This window comes from Ferruginibacter sp., assembly GCF_031391665.1.
Lineage (GTDB): Bacteria > Bacteroidota > Bacteroidia > Chitinophagales > Chitinophagaceae > Ferruginibacter.
In genome coordinates this window covers 14,646-39,730 of record NZ_JANMUN010000141.1, presented here as the reverse complement: position 1 = coordinate 39,730, position 25,085 = coordinate 14,646, and the positions used below count along the sequence as shown (strand labels likewise).

The window sequence follows — 25,085 nt, the reverse complement described above, 5'->3', positions numbered from 1 at the left end:
TAAGTTTTCTAAATTACCGGCGTAAGTAAGTTTATCAAGATTGATAATATTGTATTGCGGATATTTTGTAACAAACAAACGGGTTAAGTGCGACCCAATAAAACCTGCGCCACCGGTAAGTAAAATCGTATGCATTCTTTTAATTGAAAACAAAGTTTCAATTAAATCCTTAATAACTATTCAGCGATGGTATTATTTTAAGGTTATCTGTATTTAAATATAAAGTACTTTTTTTAAAATTGTACCAATGATGAAAGCAAATAATTTGTGTTTTACAATTGATCTTTTTAATGACTAACTAATTTATAAAAATTATAGTAAATAAAAAATGCCCCTCAACTAATTGAGGGGCATTTTTTATTCAATTTGTCAAAGTATTAAACTTTAGCTCAAAATTAATTTGTAGAAGTAGATATCCATGGAGATACCGCACCGCAAGTGAATGCAGCTAAAGTCCAGTTGTTATTAGATGGAACAGCACCACGTTCGTTTGTACCTGTAAAGAAAGTTAAACCTACTGTAGTAAGATCTGTACCACCAGTTAAGAATGGAGTAGAAGCGGTATTTTCTAAAGTGCCGCCCAGGTTAAAGTCTGAAAAACCTGCTAAACCATTGTTAAGGTTGTTAGCACTTATCAATTTGCTAACGATGGTAGCATCATTTGCAAGATTGAATAATGCCGGGCTGCCTTCTGCAGTATTTACAACAGCAACACCATCAAACCCTGGTTTGTTAATTTGGAATATGTTATTATATTGAACACTTCCTGGAACAGTTAAAGATGGTGGATCTTGTAAAATTGCACCTGCATTACCAGTAGTAGGGGTAAAGATAATTCCGTAGTTCATTGCATTTGCAATTACATAAGAATTTACTAACCTTAAGCTAACTCTTCTTCTATCGTGTATTGCACCATTAAAGTAAGAAGAAGGGTTTGAAGTAAGTGTTTTGTTAGTAGTTGGGCCAATTAAAGTTGCGTTAGCAATAAAAGGTGCTGTAAATGGACCATTAAATGAAGCGTTAGCATCATTATCAGCTTCAATCATTTCGGAACCAGAGTTATCTGCAGATGAATCTCTGTAAGCAATAATAAACTGTAAATTACCATCGTATCCTTCATCAAAATCAAAGTCATCATCTTTAGTTGCATAAGCTAATAAATATTTAGCATTTACTTCGCCACCAAAAAATTCAAAAGCATCATCACCTGACTTTAAGACTTCAACGTAGTTAATTGTAGTACCCTGGCCAACACCACAAAGTGTTAAACCGTTTACTTCTCTGTTAGGAGCAGTAACCACACCACCAGCAAATTCAATACGAACGTAGCTGATGATACCTGAGTTATCTAAAGAATCTGTACCACCGTAGAAATTACGTAAATCGTTAGGAACAATATCAAAAGCTTCGTAACGGCCACTTGTGGCACCATTTGCTTTATGTATTTTACCGTTACCATAAAGAACAACACCACCCCAATCCCCTGCTGCACGGGAACCAGCGCTGATAGTGTTATCAGATGTGAAAACAATTGGTTGATTACAAGTACCAATAGCATTTAATTTAGCAAACTTTTCAATGCAAAGGGTGCCTTTGTTTTTAAATAAGCTAACACTGTCAAAAATAACTCCCGGTGCAGTGGTGCTTTTGCTACCATAAATAGTAACACCAGGATTAATAGTTAAAGTAATACCAGGTTTAACATATACTACACCATACAGGTAAGTATCTTCTGTAACAGTGGTATTAACGGTAATTTCGCCAACCAGAGTATCCAAAACAGCACCCGCTACAGGGATGTAAGGTTTTTCAACACTGTTGTCTAAATCTTTTTTACAAGAGACTGCTATTACAGCAACTGTTGCCAGCCCAAGAGCTGCATAAAGAATCTTTTTCATTTTTTAATTTTTTTAAAATTTTTTAAAACCAACTTTACAATAAAATATTTTCATTAAAACAGAAAACCGCATTTAATGAGTAAGAACTAAAAGTTTTCAAATTACGGGAAGGATTTTTACAAGAGCCATTCGAATGATGATGTAAATGTACTGCCCCATTGTTACCTTTCATTTAACGCCGTATTAACAAATAAAGAAGTTAATGTTAATGGATTTTTATAAGGAAAAATTTGAGTGTAATATTTTTTTTACCCTTGCAGATTACTATTAAACGATATTAAAAATGCAAAGCTTTTTAACACCCATTATTATTGAGTATTAAAAAGCTTGTGAAATTTATAAGTCTTTAATTAATTATTATAATCTGTTTGCAGCGGGTTAAAATTTACCCAGCCCTGCATCCAGTTATCTGCGCCTAATGCACCACGGTAGGTAACAGGTTTAAAAAAAGAATCTGTAAAAACTGAAGTAACACTTACATCTGTAAAATTAGCGCCGCTTAATACAGCACTGACAGTATTAGGAAAAGGGTTAGGTATGCCATCACCAAAATAATTGTAAGGATCAATCAAATTAAATGCAGTAAGACTTGCAATAATTTGGTTATTATATTTTGGGCGTAATAAAAACTCCCGTAAGTCGTTGGAATTAGAATATGTTACAGGTGTAGTGGGGGGATATACGGGATACACCTTGTCGGGCAGGTAAAAAGTATTATTGCCGTTTTCATAAAATGCAGAGTAAGTGATATCGGCCCTTCCAGAATCGAGTGAGGCTGCTGTGCCACGGGAATCTAAATAATAAGACCGGATACTTTTAAAATCGGTGGTATTAACGTTTGTTGGGTCTCGTTGAGAAGGAGGCCCTAAAATAACGGAATTGCGTATATGAAATTTACTATTACCCAAAGTGATAATGCCGGCCCTGCGGTTAGTACCCCCAAGTGTATAATTTCCATTAATCCCGTAAGCTAAACCAGGCCCTAAAACTGTGGCATTGGAGATAGCCGGTTCCGTTCCTATACCATCCACCATAATACCAGCAAGATTCAGATTAACATTTGCATACCCAGGGTGGCGGTATGCCAGTATATTTTGCAAATAACCTTTGTAACCATTTAAAATATTAAAATCTATCCCTGTACCGGAATAGCTGATAAGATTGTTGGCATTACAATTACCACCACTAAAAGTAAAACTTATCCCGTCGGAATTACTTACCTGTATGTTGTTTAGTATGGTATTGTTAGTTACATTTTGTAAAGAGAGTGATGGTCCAAATCTTGAACCTGCAAACTCAATCCTTACATAGCTGAGTACGCCCGAACTATTGCCGTTAGCATTGCCTAAAATTTCAATGCCGCCCCAAGTGGTTTTTTGCAGGCCTTTAAGGCTGTTTAAAGTAAAAATAATGGGAGCATCAGTTTTACCCTTGGCATTTATAACTCCCCCAGTGGTTATTCTGATAGTAAAATTATAATCAATTTTTATTAAAGTACCGGCCTGTATTTGCAGAGTTTGGCCGCTTGCCACTGTAATATTTGTTTTAAGTATGTAAACGGTATCCTGTACCAGCTGTATAATGTTTGCCTGCAGCCTGCTGTCGCCGGCTTCTATTATTGCTATGGGTTTTGCGGGGAAGCGAAAAACCGGTTCTTTTTTGCAACCAAATGTAACCCCTAATAAAAAAAAAGGAATATAATATTTAAGAAGCTTTATTATATATAGAAACATAGTGTATTTTTTAGAAATTATAAGTAATAGAAAAGGAATAAGTACGCTGCGGCTTAATATCTGATGTGGTATTATCAATGCCGCTTATGTAGGCTGATGGAATAGAAATATCCATTGCTTTCGTATCAATTTTTAAGGGCTCATCAAATTTTGCATTACTATTAATGTCTTGGTAAGCTATGTAACGGCTCTTAAGCAAATTGGTAATATTTAATTTTAATTTACATTTATCTTTAAATAAATTTTGACTTAGACTAATATCCATCATATCCCTTGGGTTAATGAATATTGGGAAGGGAATTAAGTTAGCTGGCCCCAAACTCGGATTTTCAGCAATGTCATTTAACTGGTAAATATGATCTCCTGTTTTATTATAGGTAATGGTTGCTTCAAAACTATTTTTAAATGCACTAATGGTGATACCTGCATTTATGATATATTTTGCCTGACCAATTAATGTATGTTCCACTGTAATATTAGGTACGTAAGGGTCTGTAGTAAGCTGGGTGGGTACTTTAGATTTTAATAAAGTGCCATTGCCAAATAAAGTGATATTTTTAAGCCATTCAGCAAAAGGCAAAAAGTCCATTTTTTTCCTTATTTCTGCCTCCACCCCCCTTACATAAACTTTGCTTACATTTATTGGTACAAGCAATGAGGGAGATGAACCGGGACTTAACGCATATTCGATGGCATTATCTAATTTTTTATAAAAGGCAGAAACAGCAAATATTTCTCCACTGCCAGGAAAGTACTCTGCCTTAAAATCGTAATTATTAATACTGGTACTTTTAAGGGCAGCATTTCCTGCAGATAAAACATAAGTCTGTAAATCTACACGTGCAAATTGTGCAAGATCTCTTAAATCGGGCCTTATTACGGTTTTAGAATAGGCTAATCTTAAATTTATTTTTTTTGTAGCTGCATACACCATATTTACAGAAGGTAAAAAGTTAAAAACAGTTCTTGCTGTAATATTTCCGTTAAGGCTTAAATCTGGGGTATTGAAATTGGGGTAGGTAAACTGATTATATAAATCTACAAATTGGTCGTATTTTTCAGCCCTAATGCCCCATATTACCCGTAATTTTTTACCTATTTTACTATCTATGCTTTCATAAGCTGCAAATAAGTTACTTCCTGCATTGTAAGTTCCAGTAGATATTGCAATATCCCCTAAAGCCGAAAAGGAGGCTTGATTTAAATAGAAATGTTCTGCCGCAAGTAAATTTTCTAATTCATCATTAAGGTTTTGATAAATAACTAGATCAGAGGTTGTTTTTTTGTACCTGCTCTGAAACAGGATACCAGTCTTAAAAATTTGTTTATTTTTTAAAAGCATAATTGGTGTGGTAATATTAAAGGCGCCACCAATAATTTTATCGTTGCTTTTAGTCCAATTTCTTCCCTGTTGCTGCAATGCTTTTGAAGCATCTGATAGATTGGTACCGGCAAAGAGCGAATCACCGGATATTTTTGGAAGAAAAAAATTCCTGATATCTGGTAAATCAGTACTGTTTAAAGTTGTGTTGATATTCCATTCTATACGGGTTTCATCATTGATACCTGTGCGGTGTTCGCCTGATAAGATGCTGTTAAGGATTTTTTTTTGTTCTGTGAAATAAGTAACTCCGTAAAATGCCTTTTCATTATTGGCATTGTCCTGGCTAATTCTTTCTGTTATTCTTCCGAATGGTCGTTCAGTAAATGTGCTGTTATAAATTTGTGTGATTAAATTTTTAAACGTTATTTTATTTTTGCCAAAACTTAGTGCAAAGTTTACCACACCGCCAAAGTCGGCATTATACCGGTAGCGCTTATTCTCGGAATAATAATTAACGCCAAAAGGAGTTCCCGGCGGATCGGTGTTGAATATCTGCGGACTCCTCATAATCAATTCATCTTCTATTAACTCTGTTTTGCGCTGGCTTACCGCCGCAACAATACCTAACTGAGCAGCATTTTTAAATTTAATAGTTTTACCATAACCAAATTGCAGACTCTCGTTTGGTTTAGAACCTCCAAAATCAACACGTTTTAAATTATTTTTTAACATACGTAAAAAACGTTGTTGCTCAAAAAAATTATACCCTAAAACCCCACCCTGCCCATCTGCATATTTGGGATACTCCGCCGGTAATTGTTTATTTTTAGCACCAAAGCCCAGCATTTCAAACTTGCTGCGGCTATCGCCATAAAAAGTTTTGCCAATAGTTTGGCTGCTAAAGCCGGTACCCACTGTAATAGAATAGAAATCGCTTGCCGGAAATTCTTTGGTATTAATTTGCACAATACCGCCAGCAAAATTGCCTGGCATATCTGGCGTAGCTGTTTTTGTAACAGCGATATTATCCAACACTGCAGCAGGTATTAGATCAAGGGCAAATGCATTACGGTTAGTTTCTGTACTGGTCATTAATACCCCATTAAGCATTGTTTGGTTATACTGGTCGCCCAGCCCCCTTACTACCACAAAGCGGCCATCCTGCACATTGGCGGCGGGCATCCTTTTTATTATTGCACCTACATTGGCATCTGGTGTCCTTCTTATTACTTCGGCACTCATTACATCCATAGCGGCGGCGTTACTTTTTTGTTTTATGTACATTGCTGCCTGGTTGTCGGCTCTTTTTGTTGCTACTGATTTTACAACTACCCCTGCTAAATCAGATTTGGGAGTCATTAAAACATCTAAATAAGTTACTTCTCCTTTTTTTATTACAACCCCACTTATATTTTGTGCAGTATAGCTGCTACTGGAGTAAGTGATGGTATAATTGCCAGGTGCCAGTGATAAAATATAACTGCCATCGGTAATAGAAGCTACACCTTTGGCACTGCCCATAACGGTAATGCTTACCCCATTCATACTAAGGTTGGTGGTGCTGTCGGTTATTTTGCCGGTGAGTTTTCCTGTACCGTTTTGCGCCCGGCTTTGGTGTGCAAAGCCAAACAGTAAAATAAAAGAAAGCAGGTATTTTATGGGGATATATTTTTTCATAACAATAATTTTTACGCCTTTTTCAAATACAGTTATTCGGGGTTGTTATAGTTGGTTTTCAATGGTGTAAAATTTACCCATCCCTGTAACCAGTTATCCGTGCCTGAGGCACCAATATGGTTTACTGCATGTTTAAAAAAGGCGCCGCCGTAATCTGTTCCGCTAAAATCAGCCCCGGTTAATATGCTTGCGTTAGCAGCCGGAAAAATCTTGGGCATTTCGTAATTAAAGGGATCAATAAAATTAAAATCTGCTATGCTTAAAAAAACTTTATTTTTTAAAGAAACCTGCAGCATAAAATTTTTAAGGTCCCTGCTTTGTAAGTTTCTAAATGCAGCAGGGTTTAAATAAAATGTACGTGAAGTATCAGCACATTGAAAAATGCTGCTGCGGATTTCTGACTGGCCATTTAAAAATGTAATTGCTGTAAGGGAATCGCCAATATGTAAGGCACCTGCATTAAAGCCGGCAAGTATTGAATTTCTTATTCTGAAATGGCTGTTATATGTGGCTACCAATGCAGCATTGGACAGCATGGTATCGCTGTATTGTGTGGTTGACCCGTTTTGGCCATTAGGCCCAAGCACCGTTAAATTACTAATAACAGGGTAGGTTAAAGGTATTGCGTTTACATTGCCGTTGGAATTATTAGCGATGTAAACACCAGCAAAACTATTGGCAGGCGCACTGCTGATATCACCAAAAAATGGATGGCGACTGGCCAATAGCTGCTTCATTTTTCCATTGTAACCGTTAGTAATATAAAAATCTGCAGCACCTCCGCAGGCATAAGATATAAGGTTGCTACAATTTACACTGCCACCCAAAAAACTATATGCAGGAGAGCTTGAGTAACTTACCATTACATTTTCTACTATACTGCCGCTGCCTGCCGCATCCAGAGTAAGAGCGGCAAATTCTATCCTTACATATTTTAGGGTACACGAAAAATGGCTGGTATCCGTACCTGGTATTGTGGCTCTTGTATTATTTTTTGCCTTACCTATTACTATTACGCCTGCCCAGTTAAGGCCTTGTGTACCTTTTGTTGCGCTGCTGGTAAGTACTACCGGGTTCTCTTTTGTACCATTAATTTGTAAACTGGCACCGGCATTGACAACAATACCGCTGCCTGAATTAAATTTAACCAGTGTTCCTTCATCTATAGTAAGTTGCTGACCAGCCTGCAGGTCTAATGGCCCTTGTATAACATACACAGTATCTTTTTTAAAATGGATTATATTAGGGGTAATAAAACCCGACCCAAATTTTAAAAGCTGTTCCGCTTTTACAGTGCTTAACTTTTGTTTAGCTTCTTTTTGACATCCCCAAATAAACAGCAATAATATTGTTGTAAAACAAGTTACAGGCCACAGCAGGTAATTACTTTTTTTCATAGTATTTATTTAAATAACCAGGAAATAGTACAGAAATAAGTGCGTTGGGATTTTATTAATGCGATAGTATTATCTACGCCGCTTTTATAATTTCTTGCAGCACCATTTATAGTTTCCACTACAAGCGGGCTGTCAAATTTTTTATTACCATTCAAATCCTGGTAAATGATAAAAGGATTATTTAATAAATTATTAGCACCCACAATAATTTCAAATTTAGATTTGAATAGTTTTTGAGCCACCTGCACATCTAAATGTTCACTTCCTTTTACCCGGTAATCGGGTATTGCCAAAACGATGTTGCCGTTAGTTAACTGTACATCTTTACCAGATCCCAAAGCATTGATATAATCGCCTGTTTTACTGTAAATAACAGATAGTTGTGGAAAGCGGTTAGATTGAATAGTGACACCGGTATTAACACTATATTTTGGGGTGCCACTAAGTGTATGCTCTTTTACGTATGGTGTAGTAAAGCTCCTTACCGGGCCTGCATCTGCTTTTGAAGAAATAATATTTCCATTGGCAAAAATAGCAGCTCCACTTAACCAGGAAATATTTAAGAAATTAAGTTTTAGGTTAAGGCTGCCCTCTATACCTTTTACCACTGCGGGAGGCGTATTGTGAGGTTTAAATAAAATATTACCTGCTCCATAATTTTCAATTATATATTCTATGGGCTGATTTATTTTTTTATAAAAGGCCGATACGTTGCCGGTAAAAAAAGATTGCGCCAATATATTTATACCTGTGGTGTAATTGCTAATTGCCGTCATGTCTAATATAGGATTACCCGTTTTTATACTAAAAGAAGCCGCATCATAATAAGCGTAAGTAACCAGCTCCTGCAATTGTGGCCGGTTGAGGGTATTAAACCATGTGGCCTGTAACTGTATATTTGAGTTAGCTTTTAAAACAAGCGATGCCGATGGTAAAAAAACTGTAGCATTTACTTTAGTATTTTTATAATTGGGCAGGTATTCCGGGTTTCTTAAACCGGGAGTGTAATTGTAGTATATGTCCGAAGACAACGTATTGCTGGACTCCATACGGCCGCCTAAATTATATAACAGGAAATTGGTTATGCGGCCATCTAATTTAATATATGCGGCCCCAATATTTAAAGAGCCGGAATAGCTTGCTTTTGTATTTTGATTTGCTGCCAGGAATAATGATGTGGAAACACGGCCATTAATATAGAAGGGTGAAATGGCATTACCTCCGGGATAATAACGCTCTGGTGCCAACAATTGAGACAAAGTAAAATAGCCACTGCCTCTTACCAAAAAAAGATCGGCATTTGCCACCCTGAAATTTTGTTGAATGAAAACACCTCCATTTAGTGTTTGTGGTTGTTTAATAAGATTAAATGGGAAACTAAGATTTAATGCGGCAGAAAAATTATTGTCTTTGTATTTTCTCCATAACCTGCCTGAATTTGTAAATACATTATTTGTGACAGGAGTTGCAATTTCAAACCTTGTACCTGTTAAATCTTGCCTTAAAAGCAAGTTTATCTCGTCGGGATTTTGCTGATTTATAAAGGTATAAGTTGCCTGCCAATCCATTTTAAATCTTCCGTTGGGGCTTAAAATATGCTCGCCAGATAATTGAGAATTGATAAAATAACGCTGTGTGGGAGTATAATTAATACCGGCATTTGCAAGTGTATCTTCATCGGGTTTAAAAATATTTGTTTTTTTTGTATAGGCATTTGCAAACTGGCTGCCTGCAAAATTTTTGAAAGAAATTTTATTTTTACCAAAAAGTAATGTAGTATTTATAATAACAGAAGTTTGTGCATTATATTGGTAAATTTCATCGGTGGACTGAGATTTAATTACCGTTTTATTCAATGCTGTAAATGGGTAAGGATTTTCAACCACATTAGGTGCCACCTGCACCGTTGATTGCTGGTACTGCTGGTTTTTTAGCTGATTGAAAAATACCACCAAGCTGATTTTTGCATTATTTTTTAGTTTAAAATTTTTGCCAAAGCCCAGTGTCATTTTTGTATTGGGTGCAGCATTAGCACTGGTGATTGCAGCTAAATTATTCTTAAGTTTTTTAGATAAATAAATTTGCTCCTGGATATTTAATGAACCAAAGTAAACCCTTGATCTGGTGCTGGCATTGGGGAAGTCTTCAGGCAAATTCCTGCTGTTACCCGATAAGCCAAATAAATCTAAATTGTTTCTTTTATCACCATAAAATTTTTTTCCATGGGTTGCATCAGAAAAACCTGCCCCTCCCTGGATATAATAAAAATCTTTATCTGCATAATCTTTTGTTTTTATTGATATTGAGCCACCTGCAAAATCTGCCGGTACATTACCTGATGTAGTTTTTTGTACACTAACTTCTTCAATAATTTCTGTTGGCAATATTTTCAACGGAAAAGCCCTTGTCAGAGGGTCAAAATAATTTAGTACACTGCCATTAAAAATTACCTGGTTATACCTTTCACCCATACCCGAAACAGTAAAGCTGTGAAGCATTGGTTGAAACGGGTTGTGCTGAACAATTACCCCGTTTAATGCTTTTAATATAAGTGAAGTATTTTTATAGATACCGGGTGTTATGTTTTGTTGCCCTGTATAATCGGACTGTAACCCATTACCAAATTGAACATAATTATATTTACCACTGAAAGTTTCGTCTCTAAAAAAACTATGCACAACAGAATCCACCACTCTTGCAGAATCTTTATACTGGTATTTATATTTGTAAGGTACTTTTGTGGCGGTAGGGTATAAAATAATATCTAAGTAAACAGGCTGGCCTTCTTTTATTTTTATACCGGTGATAATTTTTTTTTGAAACCCTTTCAGATAATAGGAAATTATATTTACCCCTTCAATTAAATTTATCCGGTAATAGCCATCTGAGCCAGAAACGGTTTGTTTGCCGGCTGTAGTATCGGTTGAAACGTGTACATTGTATAAAGTGCGATATGTTGTTCCATCAATTACTTTACCTGTTAAAATACCTTGTTTTAGCTGACAAAAACTATTAAGGAATAGTAAAGTAAAGATTACAGGGAGAAAACCTTTTTTTAAAAAAATGGGGGCTAAATACTTCATGGTAACAAATTCTTGTAATAAACCCGGAAATGTATTTTGTGTTATACTTTTCAGGCTTATTGATGGGGGATCAATTACTTACTAAAATTTAGACTGATTTTAAAAAATATTGACAACTACCAGTAATTTTTCTGGTGCAAGGTTATATATCAGGCTATTTTATTTTATTTACTTCCTCCAACCACGCATTTCTTTGTAAGCCCCAAATACCTGTAATAGCTTCGGGCTTTAAACCTGCTTCTACATCTTTAAGCAAAGTAATAGCAGCAGGCATGGTGGTTACAGTAGCAGAACGGCTGGTTATGCTTAATGTATTAAAATTATTTTTAAACATATCAGCCTTAATAAGGCCTGTAAGCAAACTTATTTTTTTTGCAATTAAAGCGGGGTCGCTACTTTCAATATTTTTTAAAAGTGCTTTTTTTTCTTTGGCAAAAGAGCCTTTGTATGCTGTTGATTTTACAGCAGATTGTAAAAATTGAGTAAATACTTTTGCAGGTAATTCTTTGATAACAATTTCATTGGGTGCAATTGTACTTTTATTAAGTTGGGCCATTGCAGCAAAACAACACAATACAAAAAGAGGTAACAGTATTATTATTTTTTTCATAAAATTCATTTGACTTTTTTTAAATAAAGATTTTAAATTGTATTTATCCTGATTGGGTTGTAAGGCAATAGAACACCATAAGGTTAAGATTTATTAAAATTTAACCGTATTAAGTACTAATTTAAACAGGACGGATGCTAACAGATACACTATCAAAGTGTGACCGAAAAGAAATGCAAAACTATAGCAACTTACAGACTAAGATGTTAAGAAACTATTACCTTATGATTAATGTTTGTGTTTATTTTTTGCGCCATTGTTTTTTTGCACATAGCTTTTTAATCCGGACAATTTATTTTCCGTTACGTTACAATACAAAATATATTTTTGGGAGTATCTTCTGGATATTTTAATAATTTTATTAAACGTGTTACCTGAGCAACTGATATGCTTTTTCCAATATCGGATCAATTCCATTAGCTTCCTGAAATGGGCTTATTATTATTTGAATATCTGGTTGTATTCCGTTTTCAACTGGTAAATTATCAGGCGATAATGTTACTGATGATGAATATTGCAATTTCCAACCATTTAATAAAAGATAATTAGCGGGTACCGAGCCACCACCACCTGTTTGATCTCCCACAAGGGTAATATTGGGCAGGTATGACATGTACATCACAAAATCATTACAGGCACTAAAGCATGTTCTATTAGTAAGCAATACAATCTTATTGCTATAATAATTACCCGAAGGAGAAATATAAAATGCTTCTTTATCAAGAAAATCGTTATGCGCAGGCCCTTTTTTAATTACTTCATACTTCACTAATTTACGGTTGTTGATAAACCTGCTGAATAATTTTTCGGCATTAGATAATGAACCTCCGCCATTATTCCTTACATCAACTATCAATCCTTTTGTTGCCGTCATGGTATTAAAAATGGTATTCAAATCTTCTTCCGAAATATTATCCCGAAAAGATGAGTAATAGAGGTAGCCAATACTATCTACTATTTTATATATTACCGGTCCGGTTTTATTATACTGATTTTTGAGGTAGTTTTTTTCTATATTGATAAAATTAAAATTTCGCAGGTACAGTGTATAAAAATTATCGTATGTATAAGTTTTTTCCGGCGATATAAGCGATACATGGCCATCTTTTAAAACTTCAAGCATATTGCTTATCCTTTTAAACAGGTCGTTGTTATTCAATTCTGCTGTAAACTGCGGCCTGCTTTGGTTGTAAACACTATCCCAATTAATATTCTTAACAGAAAATAATGCATATTTTTTATCCAGCTCCTTCCAAACATCTTCAAAAACCGCAGCACTTGTAATAGCAGGTTCTTTTAATTGCAATACTTTTTCGCAGCTGCAAATATTTATTATTACTATAATCAGAAATATAAATCTTAGTTTTTTTAAAAGCCGGTAAGTAAAAAAAAATAGTAGATACATTTCTTTAAAATTTATAGTTGTATTGTATACCTGCCTGGTTGTTGGACGCAATTACACTTCTTGCAGTTTTAATTTTATAAAACTCCCAGTTATACATTATGGAGATGCCATGGCGGTTACCGAAATTTTTATTAATCGCAAACTGATTTTTTACCCGTAAAAATTTAGAAAAGGAACCAGTTTGGTTATTAGTAAATAGTTTTTTAAAGGCGGTACCGTTTTCTGCTTCCTTGTCTGCCGCACTGGAACCGGAATAAGAAGGTTGAGAAAAAATGGAAAATACTGGAAGGGTAATACGGTTTGTCAAAATAATTGAGTTATTGTTTTTACCCAACGCATATTGCAATTGAGCTACAGCCCCAAACGACAGTGCGGTTTCAAAAGAAAAATCATTGTTTATAAATTGGTTGAATTTTCGGCTGTTGTTTAAAAACTGTATGGCTGCACCTGCTTTACAATTAAATGAATTATTGGGGGAAACATACAAACTGTAAATATTTACATACTCGATATTGAAAATACCTGCATTTAATTTAGCCTTTGGCGATGAGTTTGTATTAAGGTTGCCGTTGGCAATATAAAGAGCAGCAATTTCGTGTTCGGCATGTTTGCCTTCATAACGTAATGCAACAGCCGCACCCGGACTACTGCCACGGTAAGTTAAAGCACTGAAATTTTTATCCGTTACCGAACAAAAATTGATTATTATGGCTGTGGATAAGTTCCAGTTTTTATTTTGCCCATTATAATTATCCTGGCACAATAATTTAAAAGGAAATATTAATACAAATAATATCCAGCTAAAATAAAGCCAGCAAATTTTAAATACTTTAAATTCTGGCTTGTTGCAAATCATAATTTTTATAATATCGCAATATCTGAAATATCTTTTGAAAAAAAATATCCCTAATATTAATTTATTGAAAACAAAATAAGCAGATTCAATAGTTTTATCCACATCAATTCACACATTATTACATAAAATACAATGGTAACACTTAGGTAACATTTAGTTAAAGCAGCAATAAGAACTTCACACCGTAATAAAATTATACGGCGTTTTAGTTTGACGGTGTCATTTAAAACTTTTCATAATTTTTCTTAATCCATCCTTTGTGAGTTCCTGTATGAGGGCAATGTGAAAGTATAGTTTATTTCCTCATTGCATTCCATCATTTTACCCTTTACTAAATAACCTATTAAGGTTGCAGCCGGAGAGTGTTGCAACATAGAGAAGTAAAACAATTTTAAAATTTACGGTGTGAAAAGTACAGATATACATATTGGAATGAATGGGTCGATGCTTGACGAACATCCAACAGGTGTTGGTATATACTCATTAAATGTAATTAATTATCTCACTGTTTTATATAAGAAAGATATTAACCGTGCAATAACTGTATTTACGCCTACCCGAACTTTTTTAAATGATGATATTACTACAGTACGTTTATCCCGTTTATTAAAATCATCTCAGTATGGAAAAATAGCTGCATTCACCCGCTTTGTGTGGAATACTTTTTACTACCCGTTGCAGGCCCGCAAGTTTGATGTACTTATAAGTACAACCACCCATGGAAGTTTTTTTCTGAAAAATCAGATTATTACAATCCACGACCTGTTATCGCTTCGTTTTAATAACATCAGCCTGCACCAGCGTTTTTATTTTAAATACCTGCTTCCATACCTGCTCTCTAAATCAAAAATTATTATAGCAGTGTCACATTCAACAAAAAAAGATATCACTGATTTTTTAAAAATCCCGGCAAATAAAATTGAAGTTGTTTATAATGGATACGACAAAACAATTTATAATGAGCAGGCCATACAGCAAAAAAATATCTTTAATAGTTATGGCATAGCAAATTATTTTCTGGCAATCGGGCCAACATATCGGCATAAAAATTTTGAACTGCTTATTGATGCTTTTGATGAATTAGATACTGACGCAAAGAGAAATTTTCCTTTACTTATTGCAGGCGGAAAAAAAGATTATCTCAATACTTTAAAACAGTATGTTGCAAAAAAGGGCTGTGAAAATCATGTGCATTTTATTGGGTATGTGCCGGCTCCATTAATGCCATCTTTATACAAAGAGGCTTATGCTCTTGTTTTTCCAAGTTTGTATGAAGGTTTTGGTTTTCCACTTTTAGAGGCAATGGCATGTGGCTGTCCGGTTATTTCATCTAATATTTCATCAATGCCAGAAGTATGCGAAAATGCGGCATTGTATTTCGATCCCTATAACAAAGACTCTTTAGTACTGCAATTGCAAAGTATCATTAAAAATAAAGAATTATATGCAATGCTAAAGCAACAAGGAATACAACAGGCTAAAAAATTTTCGTGGGATAAAACAGTGCTGCAATTGAAAAGAATAATAGAAACAAATTTGAATTAATTAATAAAAATAATAACCCATGATAGACATTAGCTGCTCAATTGTCGTATTTCATAACCCAGTTAAGGAAATTAAAAATGCCATCAATAGTTTTTTAACCGGCACCAGTAATGTAAAATTATACCTGGTTGATAATTCTGTCGATGATAATTTACGTTTTACTTTTGATTCATTTTCTCCCTTGGTAGAATATATTTATAATGGCAAAAATCTTGGTTATGGATCTGCACATAATATAGCCATTCAAAAAACTATCAATTCTTCCCGTTATCATCTGGTTCTTAACCCTGATGTAGAGTTTGATGCCACAGTGCTGAACAGGCTTATAAAACTTATGGAGCAAAATCCTGATATAGGACTGGTAATGCCTAAAATTCTTTATCCAAATGGAAGTATGCAATACCTGTGTAAAATTCTGCCTTCGCCTGCCCATTTGTTTTTAAGAAGGTTTATACCCGGGCCATTGAAAGTATTGTTTAAAAAAACGCTTGATAAATATGAACTGCGAAATAAGGATTATAACTCAATTATGGAAACGCCAAATTTATCTGGTTGTTTTATGTTTATAAGAACGTCGGTATTTAATGAAGTAGGCATGTTTGACGAACGTTTCTTTTTGTATATGGAAGATACCGATCTGTGCCGCCGCATCAACGAAAGGTACAAAACGATTTATTATCCTATTGTAAGTATAATACACGGATACGGCAAAGCATCGTACAAAAACTTTAGGATAATGAAACTGCATCTTAAATCTTCTATAAAATATTTTAATAAATGGGGGTGGTTCAATGATAAAGAACGGGGAGCTGTAAATACTATTGCCATCAGCAGTTCTTATATGCTTAAGAATAAAATAAAGGGGATAACCAATAAAGTAAATGCTGGTACACAAGAAGCTGTTACAATAAATATGGGTGCTACAAGGCAAGTGCAGATAAATTTGAATTAACGTATTAATAAGCAGTGTAGCAAACAGAAAAATAATGAACATGCAACCCTCAAAGCAAATTGGTATATCAGTGATTATTTGTTGCTACAATAGCAAAAGCCGCCTTAAACCAACACTGGAAGCATTGTGTAAGCAAGTGGTTGACTCAAAATTATTGTGGGAAATTATTATTGTTGACAATGCATCAGACGATTACACTACTGCCGAAGCAACAAGCATCTGGAATTCATTTACCGGTAAACCAATAATTAATTTTGAAATTGTAATTCAGCCATTGCCTGGTTTGGCTAATGCCCGGCGAAAAGGAATTAGTGTGGCGCAATACCAGTATCTGTTGTTTTGTGATGATGATAATTGGCTTGCAGAAAATTATGTACAGGGCGTGTACGATATATTGAACGGCAATGATGATATTGGTGCATGCGGAGGGCAGGGTTTTCCTGTATTTGAAACAGAAAAACCAGTGTGGTTTGATAGCTATGCTGAAGCTTTTGCCTTAGGCCCTCAATCGCTTAATGAAGAAAATAATGTACTGCTTAATTTATATGGCGCCGGCATGGCTATTAACAGCAAAGTATTAGAAAAGCTGGAACAAAATAATTTTAAACCACAAATGACAGGCAGAACCGGTAAAAAATTATCATCGGCTGAAGATACCGAATTAACTTATGCCCTTGTGCTTATGGGGTACAAATTACATTATGCAAAAGATCTTCATTTTTTTCACTACTTGCCGGAGCAACGACTGAAATTTGATTATTTGAAACAGTTATTTATTGCATTTGGTACCGATGGCCCGGTTAGAAATTTATATTATGCCCACCTGAGCAAAAGGTTTTTCCATAAAATGATATGTAACTGGTACCTGCACTTTCTGCTGAGCGTAGTTCGGTTTTTTAAATACTTGCTGATACCACCAAAAAAATATGGAAGAACTATTTACTTTAACTGGAACATAGCTTACATAAAACAATTATTTTTTTTGAAAAGAAAATATACAAGTATAAAAACGAATATTTTATCTCTTAAGCATAGCCAGCCGCCAGAAGTGTTCAGTAATAAACAACAATACTATCCAATACCAGTTTAGTTCACCATTTTTTCGCTATGAAATATTTTTACATTAGCACAATTACAGGCAGGTCGGGTATATGTAAATACTCACAGGATTTTTATGAGTTTATTTTAAAGCCCAGAGGATTTATTTTTATTGATAGCAGTATGCATTTGAGTGAGATATTTACAAAAATTTCTTCCAGAGATTATGTACATATCGAAACAGGTATTTTTCAAACAAGAGAAATTGAAATACTTTTTTTGATGCTGAATGCAAATTACAGGAATGTATCAGTTACACTTCACGATGCTCCGTTGCTCACGTATCCGTTTAAAAAATACAACAGCCCATTTTTAAATAATTTTTCTAAATTTTACGACAGGTATATTGTGCATCATAAAAACGCAATCCCTTTTATAAAGAAAATTAAAACCATTTATGTTTTAACCAATCAAGGCGTAGCGGTTACAAGAAAAATTTACAAAACAGATAATGTGTGCTTTTTACCGCATATAGTTACCATAAATGATTTAGAAGTCGTTGCAGAAACCAACAAAAATTTTTTATATTTTGGATTTATAGGCAGAAATAAAGGAATAGACTATGCTTTAAAATTGCACCAATTAATTTTAAAAACTTACAAAGGGGTACAGTTTTATATTATTGGCACTGCACTCGGTAAACAAAAAGAATTTTATAACCAGCTAAAACTTAAATATAAAAAGAATGTGCATTTTTTGGGCTATGTGCCCGAAGAGAACTTGCAGGAGGTATATGACAAAGCCAGTTTTGCGATAATTATGTTTAAACCATATAAATTCTTTTACCCGGCAAGTGGAAGCATTCTTTATAGTTTAAACAAGGGAAAGATTGTTTTAACTAATAATGTAAACGCAATACCGGAAATTATTTCAGATAATAAAAACGGTATTTATTTAACCGGAAATCTTAATAAAGACACGGCAATTTTGCTTGAGCTTTATGATGATAAAGCACGGCAAAAAGCAATACTTAAAAATGCAGGTAACTATCTGTATAACGAGCATGCTCCTGAAAAAGTTGCTGAAGCTTTTTTTAGTAAATTTATAATGCGAAACGAAGTAAAATCAACCTGACTAAACTTTAAGTAAATTTAATTTTGAAAACTGTTTACTGTATTATTGTAACATACAATGGCATGCAATGGATCGACAGGTGTTTACAAAGCCTGCAGAAAAGTTTACATCAGGTTACTGTTATTGTAGTTGATAATGGATCAAAGGACGAAACCTATAGCTACATAAAAACTAACTATACTGATGTAATTTTAATTGCTGCAATAAGTAATCTGGGTTTTGGCCAGGGTAATAACATTGCATTAAAAATGGCTGTAAAAGATAATGCAGATTATGTTTTTTTACTTAATCAGGATGCCTGGATATCAAATGACACTATCGAAAAGTTAATATCAGCACATGAGGAATATCCTCAGTATGGTATTATAAGTCCTGTGCATCTAAACGGGGCCGGCAATGATTTTGATGACCACTTCTTTAATTACCTTTCGCACTCAAACATTAAAGGCCTGTTGCTGGATAATATATGCAATAGCAATATAAATACTGATTTAATTGATTCGCCATTTGTAAATGCAGCTGCATGGCTCATTACTAAAAACTGTTTGCATAAAGTTGGAGGCTTCGACCCGGTATTTTTTCATTACGGTGAAGATGATAATTATGCACAAAGGGTGCGGTACAAAGGTTTTAAAATTGGGATTTTGCCCAGCACTCTAATTTATCATGATAAAGAGAGGCCATCTTTAAATAATAAAACTGATATTAAAAAAATAATCAGCCGGGACTGGACACAGTTTTTAGTTTACGTATGCGATGTTAATAACAAAAGCTACAAAATGATGATGATTAAGAGAACAGCACGGCATTTTCTTGATTTTGTAATTGCGCTGGTTTCAATTAATAAAGAAAAACTAATTTATAATTTTTCAATGCTAAAAAAAAGCCTTACAGCATTTAGTAGCGTTACAAAAAGCCATACAGTTTCAGCATCTGATGGCATTACCCCATATTTATAAGCTGGTAATGTAAATCCATAAACTTAATATTATGTTGATGTGAGTTATTAATAGCGGATTATTTAATAAATTAATTTCGTGTTGAAATTTTCCAACACAATGATTGTAAATATTATCCTCATAGTGCTTATCGCTTTTTTAGTTGTTTGTTTTGCCATCTCTAAAATTATTTATATAGCACATAAGAAACATCTTTTTGATGAACCTTTTGAAGACAGGAAAGTTCATTTAACAAAAACACCCAATCTTGGTGGGGTTGCAATAATTGCGGCTCTAATTTTTACCGTTTCATTTTTTTTACCTGAAACTGGCATACCAAACATAAATTATTTGATTGCTTCAGTAGTGATTTTATTTTCGCTTGGAATAACAGATGACCTGGTTGGTGTAGATCCGTATAAAAAGTTTGCTGCACAAATATTAGTAGCTGTTTTAGTAACTGTAATGGCTAAAATAAGGGTAGAAAATTTACATGGGCTTTTTGGTATTAACAGTATTAGTTATTTCGGAAGCGTATCTGTATCTATTTTGTTTATTGTTTTTTTAATGAATGCGGTAAACCTTATTGATGGAATAAATGGACTTGCCGGGAGCTTTGGTTTATTAGCAAGTATTATCTTTTCTTATTTCTTCTGGAAATTAAATGCCATAGCGTTTTTATATATATCTCTTGGAATGTGTGGGTGCCTCATTGGTTTTTTAGTCTATAATTTTACACCTGCCAGAATATTTATGGGAGATACAGGTTCTTTGTTTTTGGGGTTCATACTTTCAGTATTTTGTATTAAATTTATAAATCTATCTCAATTGTTGGATGGTAAAAGTGATTTATCAGTTTCGGCGCTTCCATTAATATTTTCAATACTTGTTGTTCCTGTTGTTGATACTTTAAGGGTATTTATTTTGAGAGTAAGTAAAAAGAAATCTCCCTTTGATGCTGACCGTAATCACTTGCACCACATTCTTCTTGATTTAGAACTCTCACATTTAAGTGCAACCGCAATATTAATAACTGTAAATTTTTCCTTTTTTCTATTGGCGTTTTGCCTACGGAATATAAAAGTCGAATATTTATTCCTGTCTCTTTTAACATACGCAGTAATTTTACTGATTATTTTAAATGTCATAAAAACCAGTTTTAACTTCAGGAGTAATAAAACAAATTTTTCAATACAGGGTCGTATGAAAATTATTTCCAATAAATTTACCCAAGAGCATTTAATTTCTAACTCTGCGAAGCAAAAGCAGAATATTTTATAATAAATTATGTAGTCAAATCAGCGGGCTGAATATAGCTTTTTAACTTTTCAAATAAAATGACACTAATTGATGATGAAACTTTGTTTCAGATACTAAAATGACCACCTCAAAGAGAACTTTGTAAAACTTATTGCAGATACCCGGTTACAGTACACCCACCTTATTACTTTTACGCCTGCGGCAAATAAGCCGGATGAACTGCATCGGATAAAAATATTGTTCATTGAGTTTGCTTCGTGCCTTGGCAAACACAATTGCAGCTATTGCAAATGCTGAAACTTGCTGTAAAGCAACTGTAATAAAAATATTGTAAAGAAGTTTTTCATCCTGATCTACCGCAAATTTCTTGACAGGTTTTGTAAAAGCAAGGTCTGCATCCCGGCTACTGCCGGTATTGGCCTGCGGTTTTGTAAAAACAATCTCCATCCTGTTTTGGCCTCCTTCGGAGAAAATATTGGCGGATAGTATTCTTTTTACAAAAACCTTGCTTTTACAAAATCTGTTTCAAGGCCGGGTTGCTACGATTAGGGTGAACAGCAACACAGGCTGAGTTTTTATGTTTTTTATTTTATAGGTGTTTTTTTGGCAAAGCAAAATCGAATCAGGTATAAGAAAATTTGAAACGAAATAACCTTAAAAATACTGACGATTTTTTATACTGGAATATACAGGTATACTTAGGAATTGTACAATTTATCAAAACAATTTGAGCAATATCAAAAAATATAAAAAAATATAAAGAGGCAACAATGTAAAGCGAATAAAATATAAGTTGTAGAGTAATATAAAACCATTGATTTTTTTCATACAGCAGAAATTATGTGGTGAGTAAAATATTTTCATTCAGATGCCGGAAAGCTGCCCCGCAACATGGCAGCAGAATAAATAAAATGGTGGGGCAGCTTGTGTTTTTACAGCTGATTAATTGATTGGTAAAATGTATGATTTTAGCTTTTATGGAAATTAAATAATTCCTTAATACAATTGATGGTCATAGTTAGTTACTCAATAGCAAGTATAAGAGGGTAAAAGAGTTTATTGCCGGCGCAGAATTATACATGGTAAGAAAGCAAAACGATATGGCCCTTTTTATGCTGCACCAGGCAGCATGCAAAGTATTTTAAAAAAACAACTGGCCTGCATATCAACACTTATAATATTGATAAACTGATACGTTATTGCTCAATGGTATCTTATAAAATACGGCAGGTATTTCCAAAAGAAAACGAAAGGAATGAAAGGCTGTTTTTGTTATTGCAGAAAGCTTATATTGAAACAAGGTATAAGGAAGCCTTTAAGATTTATCATGTGGATTTAATTGTTATTATTGACAGTGTAAAAACATTGCAAAAAATGATGCAGGAATCAACTGGCAGTTAATGCAAAAAGTAATTAATTTTCTACTTAAAAAGATGCATTGAAATCATAAAAAAATAAGTGGTAAAAATAAAATTTACTGCATTAAATTTCAAACCAGAAAAAAAGTTAATTACATAACAAATTTTCTTTTCTGTCTCCACCAAATTTTAAGGCGTTTAAAACAGCATTTTAACTGCCAGGTTTATCACAGAATAATATTCCATTCGCAGGGATGAATTTGCTTTGTTTTTTAATTTTTTATCGATTAATATTTTGTAAAAATAGTGGAGTAAAATGTTTTTTTGTGGCTAATGAATGGGTGATTTTAAAGCGGATTATAATGTAAAAAAAACGCTGTTTTCGGTACATATTTATATAGAAAAATTTTACAGCAGTCAGGAAGATTATTATGCAGAAAAATATTGTACTTAAAGTTGTGGCATAATTGATTGCTTTAATTAAAAAAAAATCGACTCCTTACTGCTTAGAACTGGTACAAAATTTGTTCAATATTCTTTACTAGATTAATAGTGAACAGGAATATTGTGGAAAGAGAAAAATATCTATGCAGGCGATAACCATAGCTTACATCTCCTATTTGTTTTAAGGGTTTCAAAAATTCTTTGAAAGCTGTTCTCCAACTTCTTCCATCATTAATCTTTAGTAATGCATAATCCGCCGGGTCTTGCGGATGGCAAGATGTACAAACGTGGCACGTTTGGCATCTTGCCCTTCGCTCCGGAGTCGCTGCGGATGATTGCAAAAGGTTTTAAAAATATTGATTCAAGAAAAAAATGTGAAAATGAAAAAAGAGGAACAGGAAGTGAGGATACATTTTGTAAGAACAAGGATGAATATTGCAGAACTGAATAATTTAAAAAATCTGCAACGAAAAGCCCACGAAAAAACGGTAAGCAGTTATGCCAGAAAAGTGATATTACAACCCCCTGTAAAAGTAAAGTATCGCAACCAGTCTGCCGATGATTTTTATAGAGAGATGGTAGGGCTAAAAAATGAGCTCAGTGCAATTGGGAATAATTTAAACCAGTCGGTACATAAGCTGCACCTGTTAGACAGAGTTCCGGAATTTAAAGATGTTGTAAAAAAATATGATGGTTTACAAAAAATATTTTTTAGTGATTTTGAAGAGATAAAATTCAAGATTAATCAATTGTATTATGAATATTTTGAAAAGCTAGCTTCTCTCCAACTAAATGAATGATTTTTTGAAATCATTTTAATGGAATCTTCGGTGCTCTATCATTTACAAGTTTTACAACAGGGCAAATTTTATTTTAGAAATAGTTGCAGGATAATAGATTTTTATTAATATTATGAAAACTATCACCCAAATAAAACTTTCAAGAATCTGCTAAGGGCTATGCAAGAAATATCAATGCAGTAGGATTTGAATTTTGGCTGATGTTCCGGGATCATAGTCCGTGGCCTTTTCTTTTCGTTGAGGCTCTTTTCTTTTTCAATAGAGTATTCTCTGGTAAAGCTTTTCGTATTTCTTTGATATCTGACAGATCTTGAGGCCTTCTGGAAGCTAATTTATTTTTGACAAAATCATGCAATCCAATATACCTCACTAACAGTCCATCGGTATCAAGGATTTGCATTTCTTTTTTTGCTTCTTTAAATTCCAAACCATCGATGTGATTTAGAATATCAATCCGCAGAGGAGGATAACCGATTTGGGTAATATACCCGGACCTTAAAAAATCAGCTTCTTCCAAGCCCAATGACTGCATACCAAATTCCTTTACTACCTGCACCATTGACCGTGCATTTTCTGGCGAGATATTTATCCATAAATCAAGGTCGCCTGTATGGCGGGGTTTACCATGAAAGGCAAGTGCATAACCACCCACAACCATATATTCTACCTGATGTTTATTCAACAGCCTTAGAAAATCCTCGAAATCCTTCGCTAAAGTCATGATTTTATTTTTTTAACCTGTACCATAGTCTTATCCATTCGCTGCCCTTTTTTCAGGCTTTGAGAAACAATAAAAGTAACTGCAGCCAGCCTTTCTTTTGGATGTCGGCTAAGCCAGTATTTCAAGTCTTGTTTTTTTTCATTAAGAGCTTTAAGAGGCTGTTTGGTGACCACTGGCACTATGGAACGGGAAACTGAAGAGGGTAATAAGGGACGGGAAAAAATAGGTAATCTTTCCACTTTAATGATATCATTTTCATAAGCGGTTTTTGCCTTACTTAAATAATTGTTTAAGGTATTGTAATTGTATTGCGGATAACTCTGGCATAACAGCTTGAGATTGGAGAAAACCTCCACGGGGCAATCAGGCTTTGTTTTCCAATGCATTAAAACGACCCTTTTTTCAGCTCTCGTAATATTGTTCATACTACAAATATAACAAATAAAACCAGCATATTAGTCATATTTGAGAGAAATCTGTGTCAATTTTAAACATTTACTTTTAATTAGATTAATCAAAACCAGTGCCCGGGTCTCAACAGTTTGCGTGTATAGCATAAAAGTTCTTCCTTGCGTAGCGGGAAATAAGCGCATACATCTTCAATGGCATAGTCAGCGAGAAATTTAATTTCTTTTTTGAGGGCATAAATAACTTTGGCTTCACTATAAAACCGGATTATTTCGGCCCATTCCTGCGGATTGCCTCTTTCAATTACCCTTGCAATAACGGTAAGGTATTCTTCTCTCCATTCTATGTCATCATACCTGAATTCCCAGAACAAACGCTTTGACAAATCTGGTTTATCCTGTATGGTTGTTTTTCTTACCATTATTATAGTTATAAAATCTCTTTTTTAGGCCTATAATGTGAATTGTTTTTGCATAGCATTTTGCTCATCATTTTAAGCCACAA

21 protein-coding genes are annotated in these 25,085 nt (G+C 34.2%); 8 read left to right on the top strand and 13 right to left on the bottom strand.

Features of this window, described 5'->3' with window-relative positions:
• The 9 genes from ACY651_RS10095 to ACY651_RS10055 all read right to left on the bottom strand — a co-directional run.
• On the bottom strand, positions 1–135 hold a 135-nt coding region (locus ACY651_RS10095; protein ID WP_462252081.1), incomplete at its 3' end, for a GDP-mannose 4,6-dehydratase.
• A gap of 260 nt (positions 136–395) precedes the next feature.
• Positions 396–1,898 (bottom strand): hypothetical protein, encoded by a 1,503-nt coding sequence (locus ACY651_RS10090; RefSeq protein ID WP_462252284.1) that lies wholly within the window; start codon positions 1,896–1,898, stop codon positions 396–398.
• 350 nt (positions 1,899–2,248) lie between these two features.
• The gene (locus ACY651_RS10085) at positions 2,249–3,631 is read right to left on the bottom strand and encodes a hypothetical protein (protein ID WP_462252282.1); all 1,383 of its coding nucleotides are present in this window, start codon (positions 3,629–3,631) and stop codon (positions 2,249–2,251) included.
• A 10-nt stretch (positions 3,632–3,641) separates the two neighbouring features.
• Complete coding sequence (locus ACY651_RS10080; RefSeq protein WP_462252281.1) at positions 3,642–6,632, bottom strand: TonB-dependent receptor domain-containing protein; 2,991 nt, start codon at positions 6,630–6,632, stop codon at positions 3,642–3,644.
• 32 nt (positions 6,633–6,664) lie between these two features.
• Entirely contained in the window at positions 6,665–8,029 is a 1,365-nt protein-coding gene (locus tag ACY651_RS10075; protein ID WP_462252279.1) for a hypothetical protein, read from the bottom strand.
• 5 nt (positions 8,030–8,034) lie between these two features.
• Positions 8,035–11,112: a TonB-dependent receptor domain-containing protein gene (locus tag ACY651_RS10070; RefSeq protein ID WP_462252277.1), complete on the bottom strand. Its 3,078-nt coding sequence runs from the start codon at positions 11,110–11,112 to the stop codon at positions 8,035–8,037.
• Positions 11,113–11,266: 154 nt separating this feature from the next.
• Positions 11,267–11,722 (bottom strand): hypothetical protein, encoded by a 456-nt coding sequence (locus tag ACY651_RS10065; protein WP_462252275.1) that lies wholly within the window; start codon positions 11,720–11,722, stop codon positions 11,267–11,269.
• Positions 11,723–12,092: 370 nt separating this feature from the next.
• On the bottom strand, positions 12,093–13,127 hold the full coding sequence (locus tag ACY651_RS10060; RefSeq protein ID WP_462252273.1) for a S41 family peptidase: 1,035 nt from the start codon (positions 13,125–13,127) through the stop codon (positions 12,093–12,095).
• 4 nt (positions 13,128–13,131) lie between these two features.
• The gene (locus ACY651_RS10055) at positions 13,132–13,983 is read right to left on the bottom strand and encodes a hypothetical protein (RefSeq protein WP_462252271.1); all 852 of its coding nucleotides are present in this window, start codon (positions 13,981–13,983) and stop codon (positions 13,132–13,134) included.
• A gap of 405 nt (positions 13,984–14,388) precedes the next feature.
• Between ACY651_RS10055 and ACY651_RS10050 the strand changes: the two genes are divergently transcribed.
• The 6 genes from ACY651_RS10050 to ACY651_RS10025 all read left to right on the top strand — a co-directional run bounded on the left by ACY651_RS10050 (position 14,389) and on the right by ACY651_RS10025 (position 20,871).
• Complete coding sequence (locus ACY651_RS10050; protein WP_462252269.1) at positions 14,389–15,528, top strand: glycosyltransferase family 4 protein; 1,140 nt, start codon at positions 14,389–14,391, stop codon at positions 15,526–15,528.
• A 19-nt stretch (positions 15,529–15,547) separates the two neighbouring features.
• Complete coding sequence (locus ACY651_RS10045) at positions 15,548–16,480, top strand: glycosyltransferase family 2 protein (protein ID WP_462252267.1); 933 nt, start codon at positions 15,548–15,550, stop codon at positions 16,478–16,480.
• Between the two features lie 40 nt (positions 16,481–16,520).
• Positions 16,521–17,570, top strand: a complete 1,050-nt coding sequence (locus tag ACY651_RS10040; RefSeq protein ID WP_462252265.1) for a glycosyltransferase — start codon at positions 16,521–16,523, stop codon at positions 17,568–17,570.
• A gap of 17 nt (positions 17,571–17,587) precedes the next feature.
• On the top strand, positions 17,588–18,652 hold the full coding sequence (locus ACY651_RS10035; protein ID WP_462252263.1) for a glycosyltransferase family 4 protein: 1,065 nt from the start codon (positions 17,588–17,590) through the stop codon (positions 18,650–18,652).
• Positions 18,653–18,675: 23 nt separating this feature from the next.
• Entirely contained in the window at positions 18,676–19,611 is a 936-nt protein-coding gene (locus tag ACY651_RS10030) for a glycosyltransferase family 2 protein (RefSeq protein ID WP_462252261.1), read from the top strand.
• A gap of 99 nt (positions 19,612–19,710) precedes the next feature.
• Positions 19,711–20,871 (top strand): MraY family glycosyltransferase, encoded by a 1,161-nt coding sequence (locus ACY651_RS10025; protein WP_462252259.1) that lies wholly within the window; start codon positions 19,711–19,713, stop codon positions 20,869–20,871.
• A gap of 144 nt (positions 20,872–21,015) precedes the next feature.
• Here the strand turns inward: ACY651_RS10025 and ACY651_RS10020 are convergent, their stop codons facing one another.
• The gene (locus tag ACY651_RS10020; RefSeq protein WP_462252257.1) at positions 21,016–21,297 is read right to left on the bottom strand and encodes a hypothetical protein; all 282 of its coding nucleotides are present in this window, start codon (positions 21,295–21,297) and stop codon (positions 21,016–21,018) included.
• Positions 21,298–22,056: 759 nt separating this feature from the next.
• Here ACY651_RS10020 and ACY651_RS10015 point away from each other — a divergent pair.
• Together ACY651_RS10015 and ACY651_RS10010 are read left to right on the top strand one after the other, a co-directional pair.
• Complete coding sequence (locus ACY651_RS10015; RefSeq protein ID WP_462252255.1) at positions 22,057–22,251, top strand: hypothetical protein; 195 nt, start codon at positions 22,057–22,059, stop codon at positions 22,249–22,251.
• 781 nt (positions 22,252–23,032) lie between these two features.
• Complete coding sequence (locus ACY651_RS10010) at positions 23,033–23,452, top strand: plasmid mobilization protein (RefSeq protein WP_462252253.1); 420 nt, start codon at positions 23,033–23,035, stop codon at positions 23,450–23,452.
• 211 nt (positions 23,453–23,663) lie between these two features.
• Here the strand turns inward: ACY651_RS10010 and ACY651_RS10005 are convergent, their stop codons facing one another.
• From ACY651_RS10005 to ACY651_RS09995, 3 genes are all read right to left on the bottom strand, one after another.
• Positions 23,664–24,173 carry a nucleotidyltransferase gene (locus ACY651_RS10005; protein ID WP_462252251.1) on the bottom strand — a complete coding sequence of 170 codons (510 nt, stop codon included), beginning with the start codon at positions 24,171–24,173 and terminating at the stop codon, positions 23,664–23,666.
• Positions 24,170–24,598, bottom strand: a complete 429-nt coding sequence (locus tag ACY651_RS10000; protein ID WP_462252249.1) for a hypothetical protein — start codon at positions 24,596–24,598, stop codon at positions 24,170–24,172. The genes ACY651_RS10005 and ACY651_RS10000 overlap by 4 nt, the downstream gene beginning before the upstream one ends.
• 89 nt (positions 24,599–24,687) lie before the next feature.
• Positions 24,688–25,002: a DUF6922 domain-containing protein gene (locus tag ACY651_RS09995; protein ID WP_462252247.1), complete on the bottom strand. Its 315-nt coding sequence runs from the start codon at positions 25,000–25,002 to the stop codon at positions 24,688–24,690.
• Positions 25,003–25,085 lie beyond the last annotated feature (83 nt).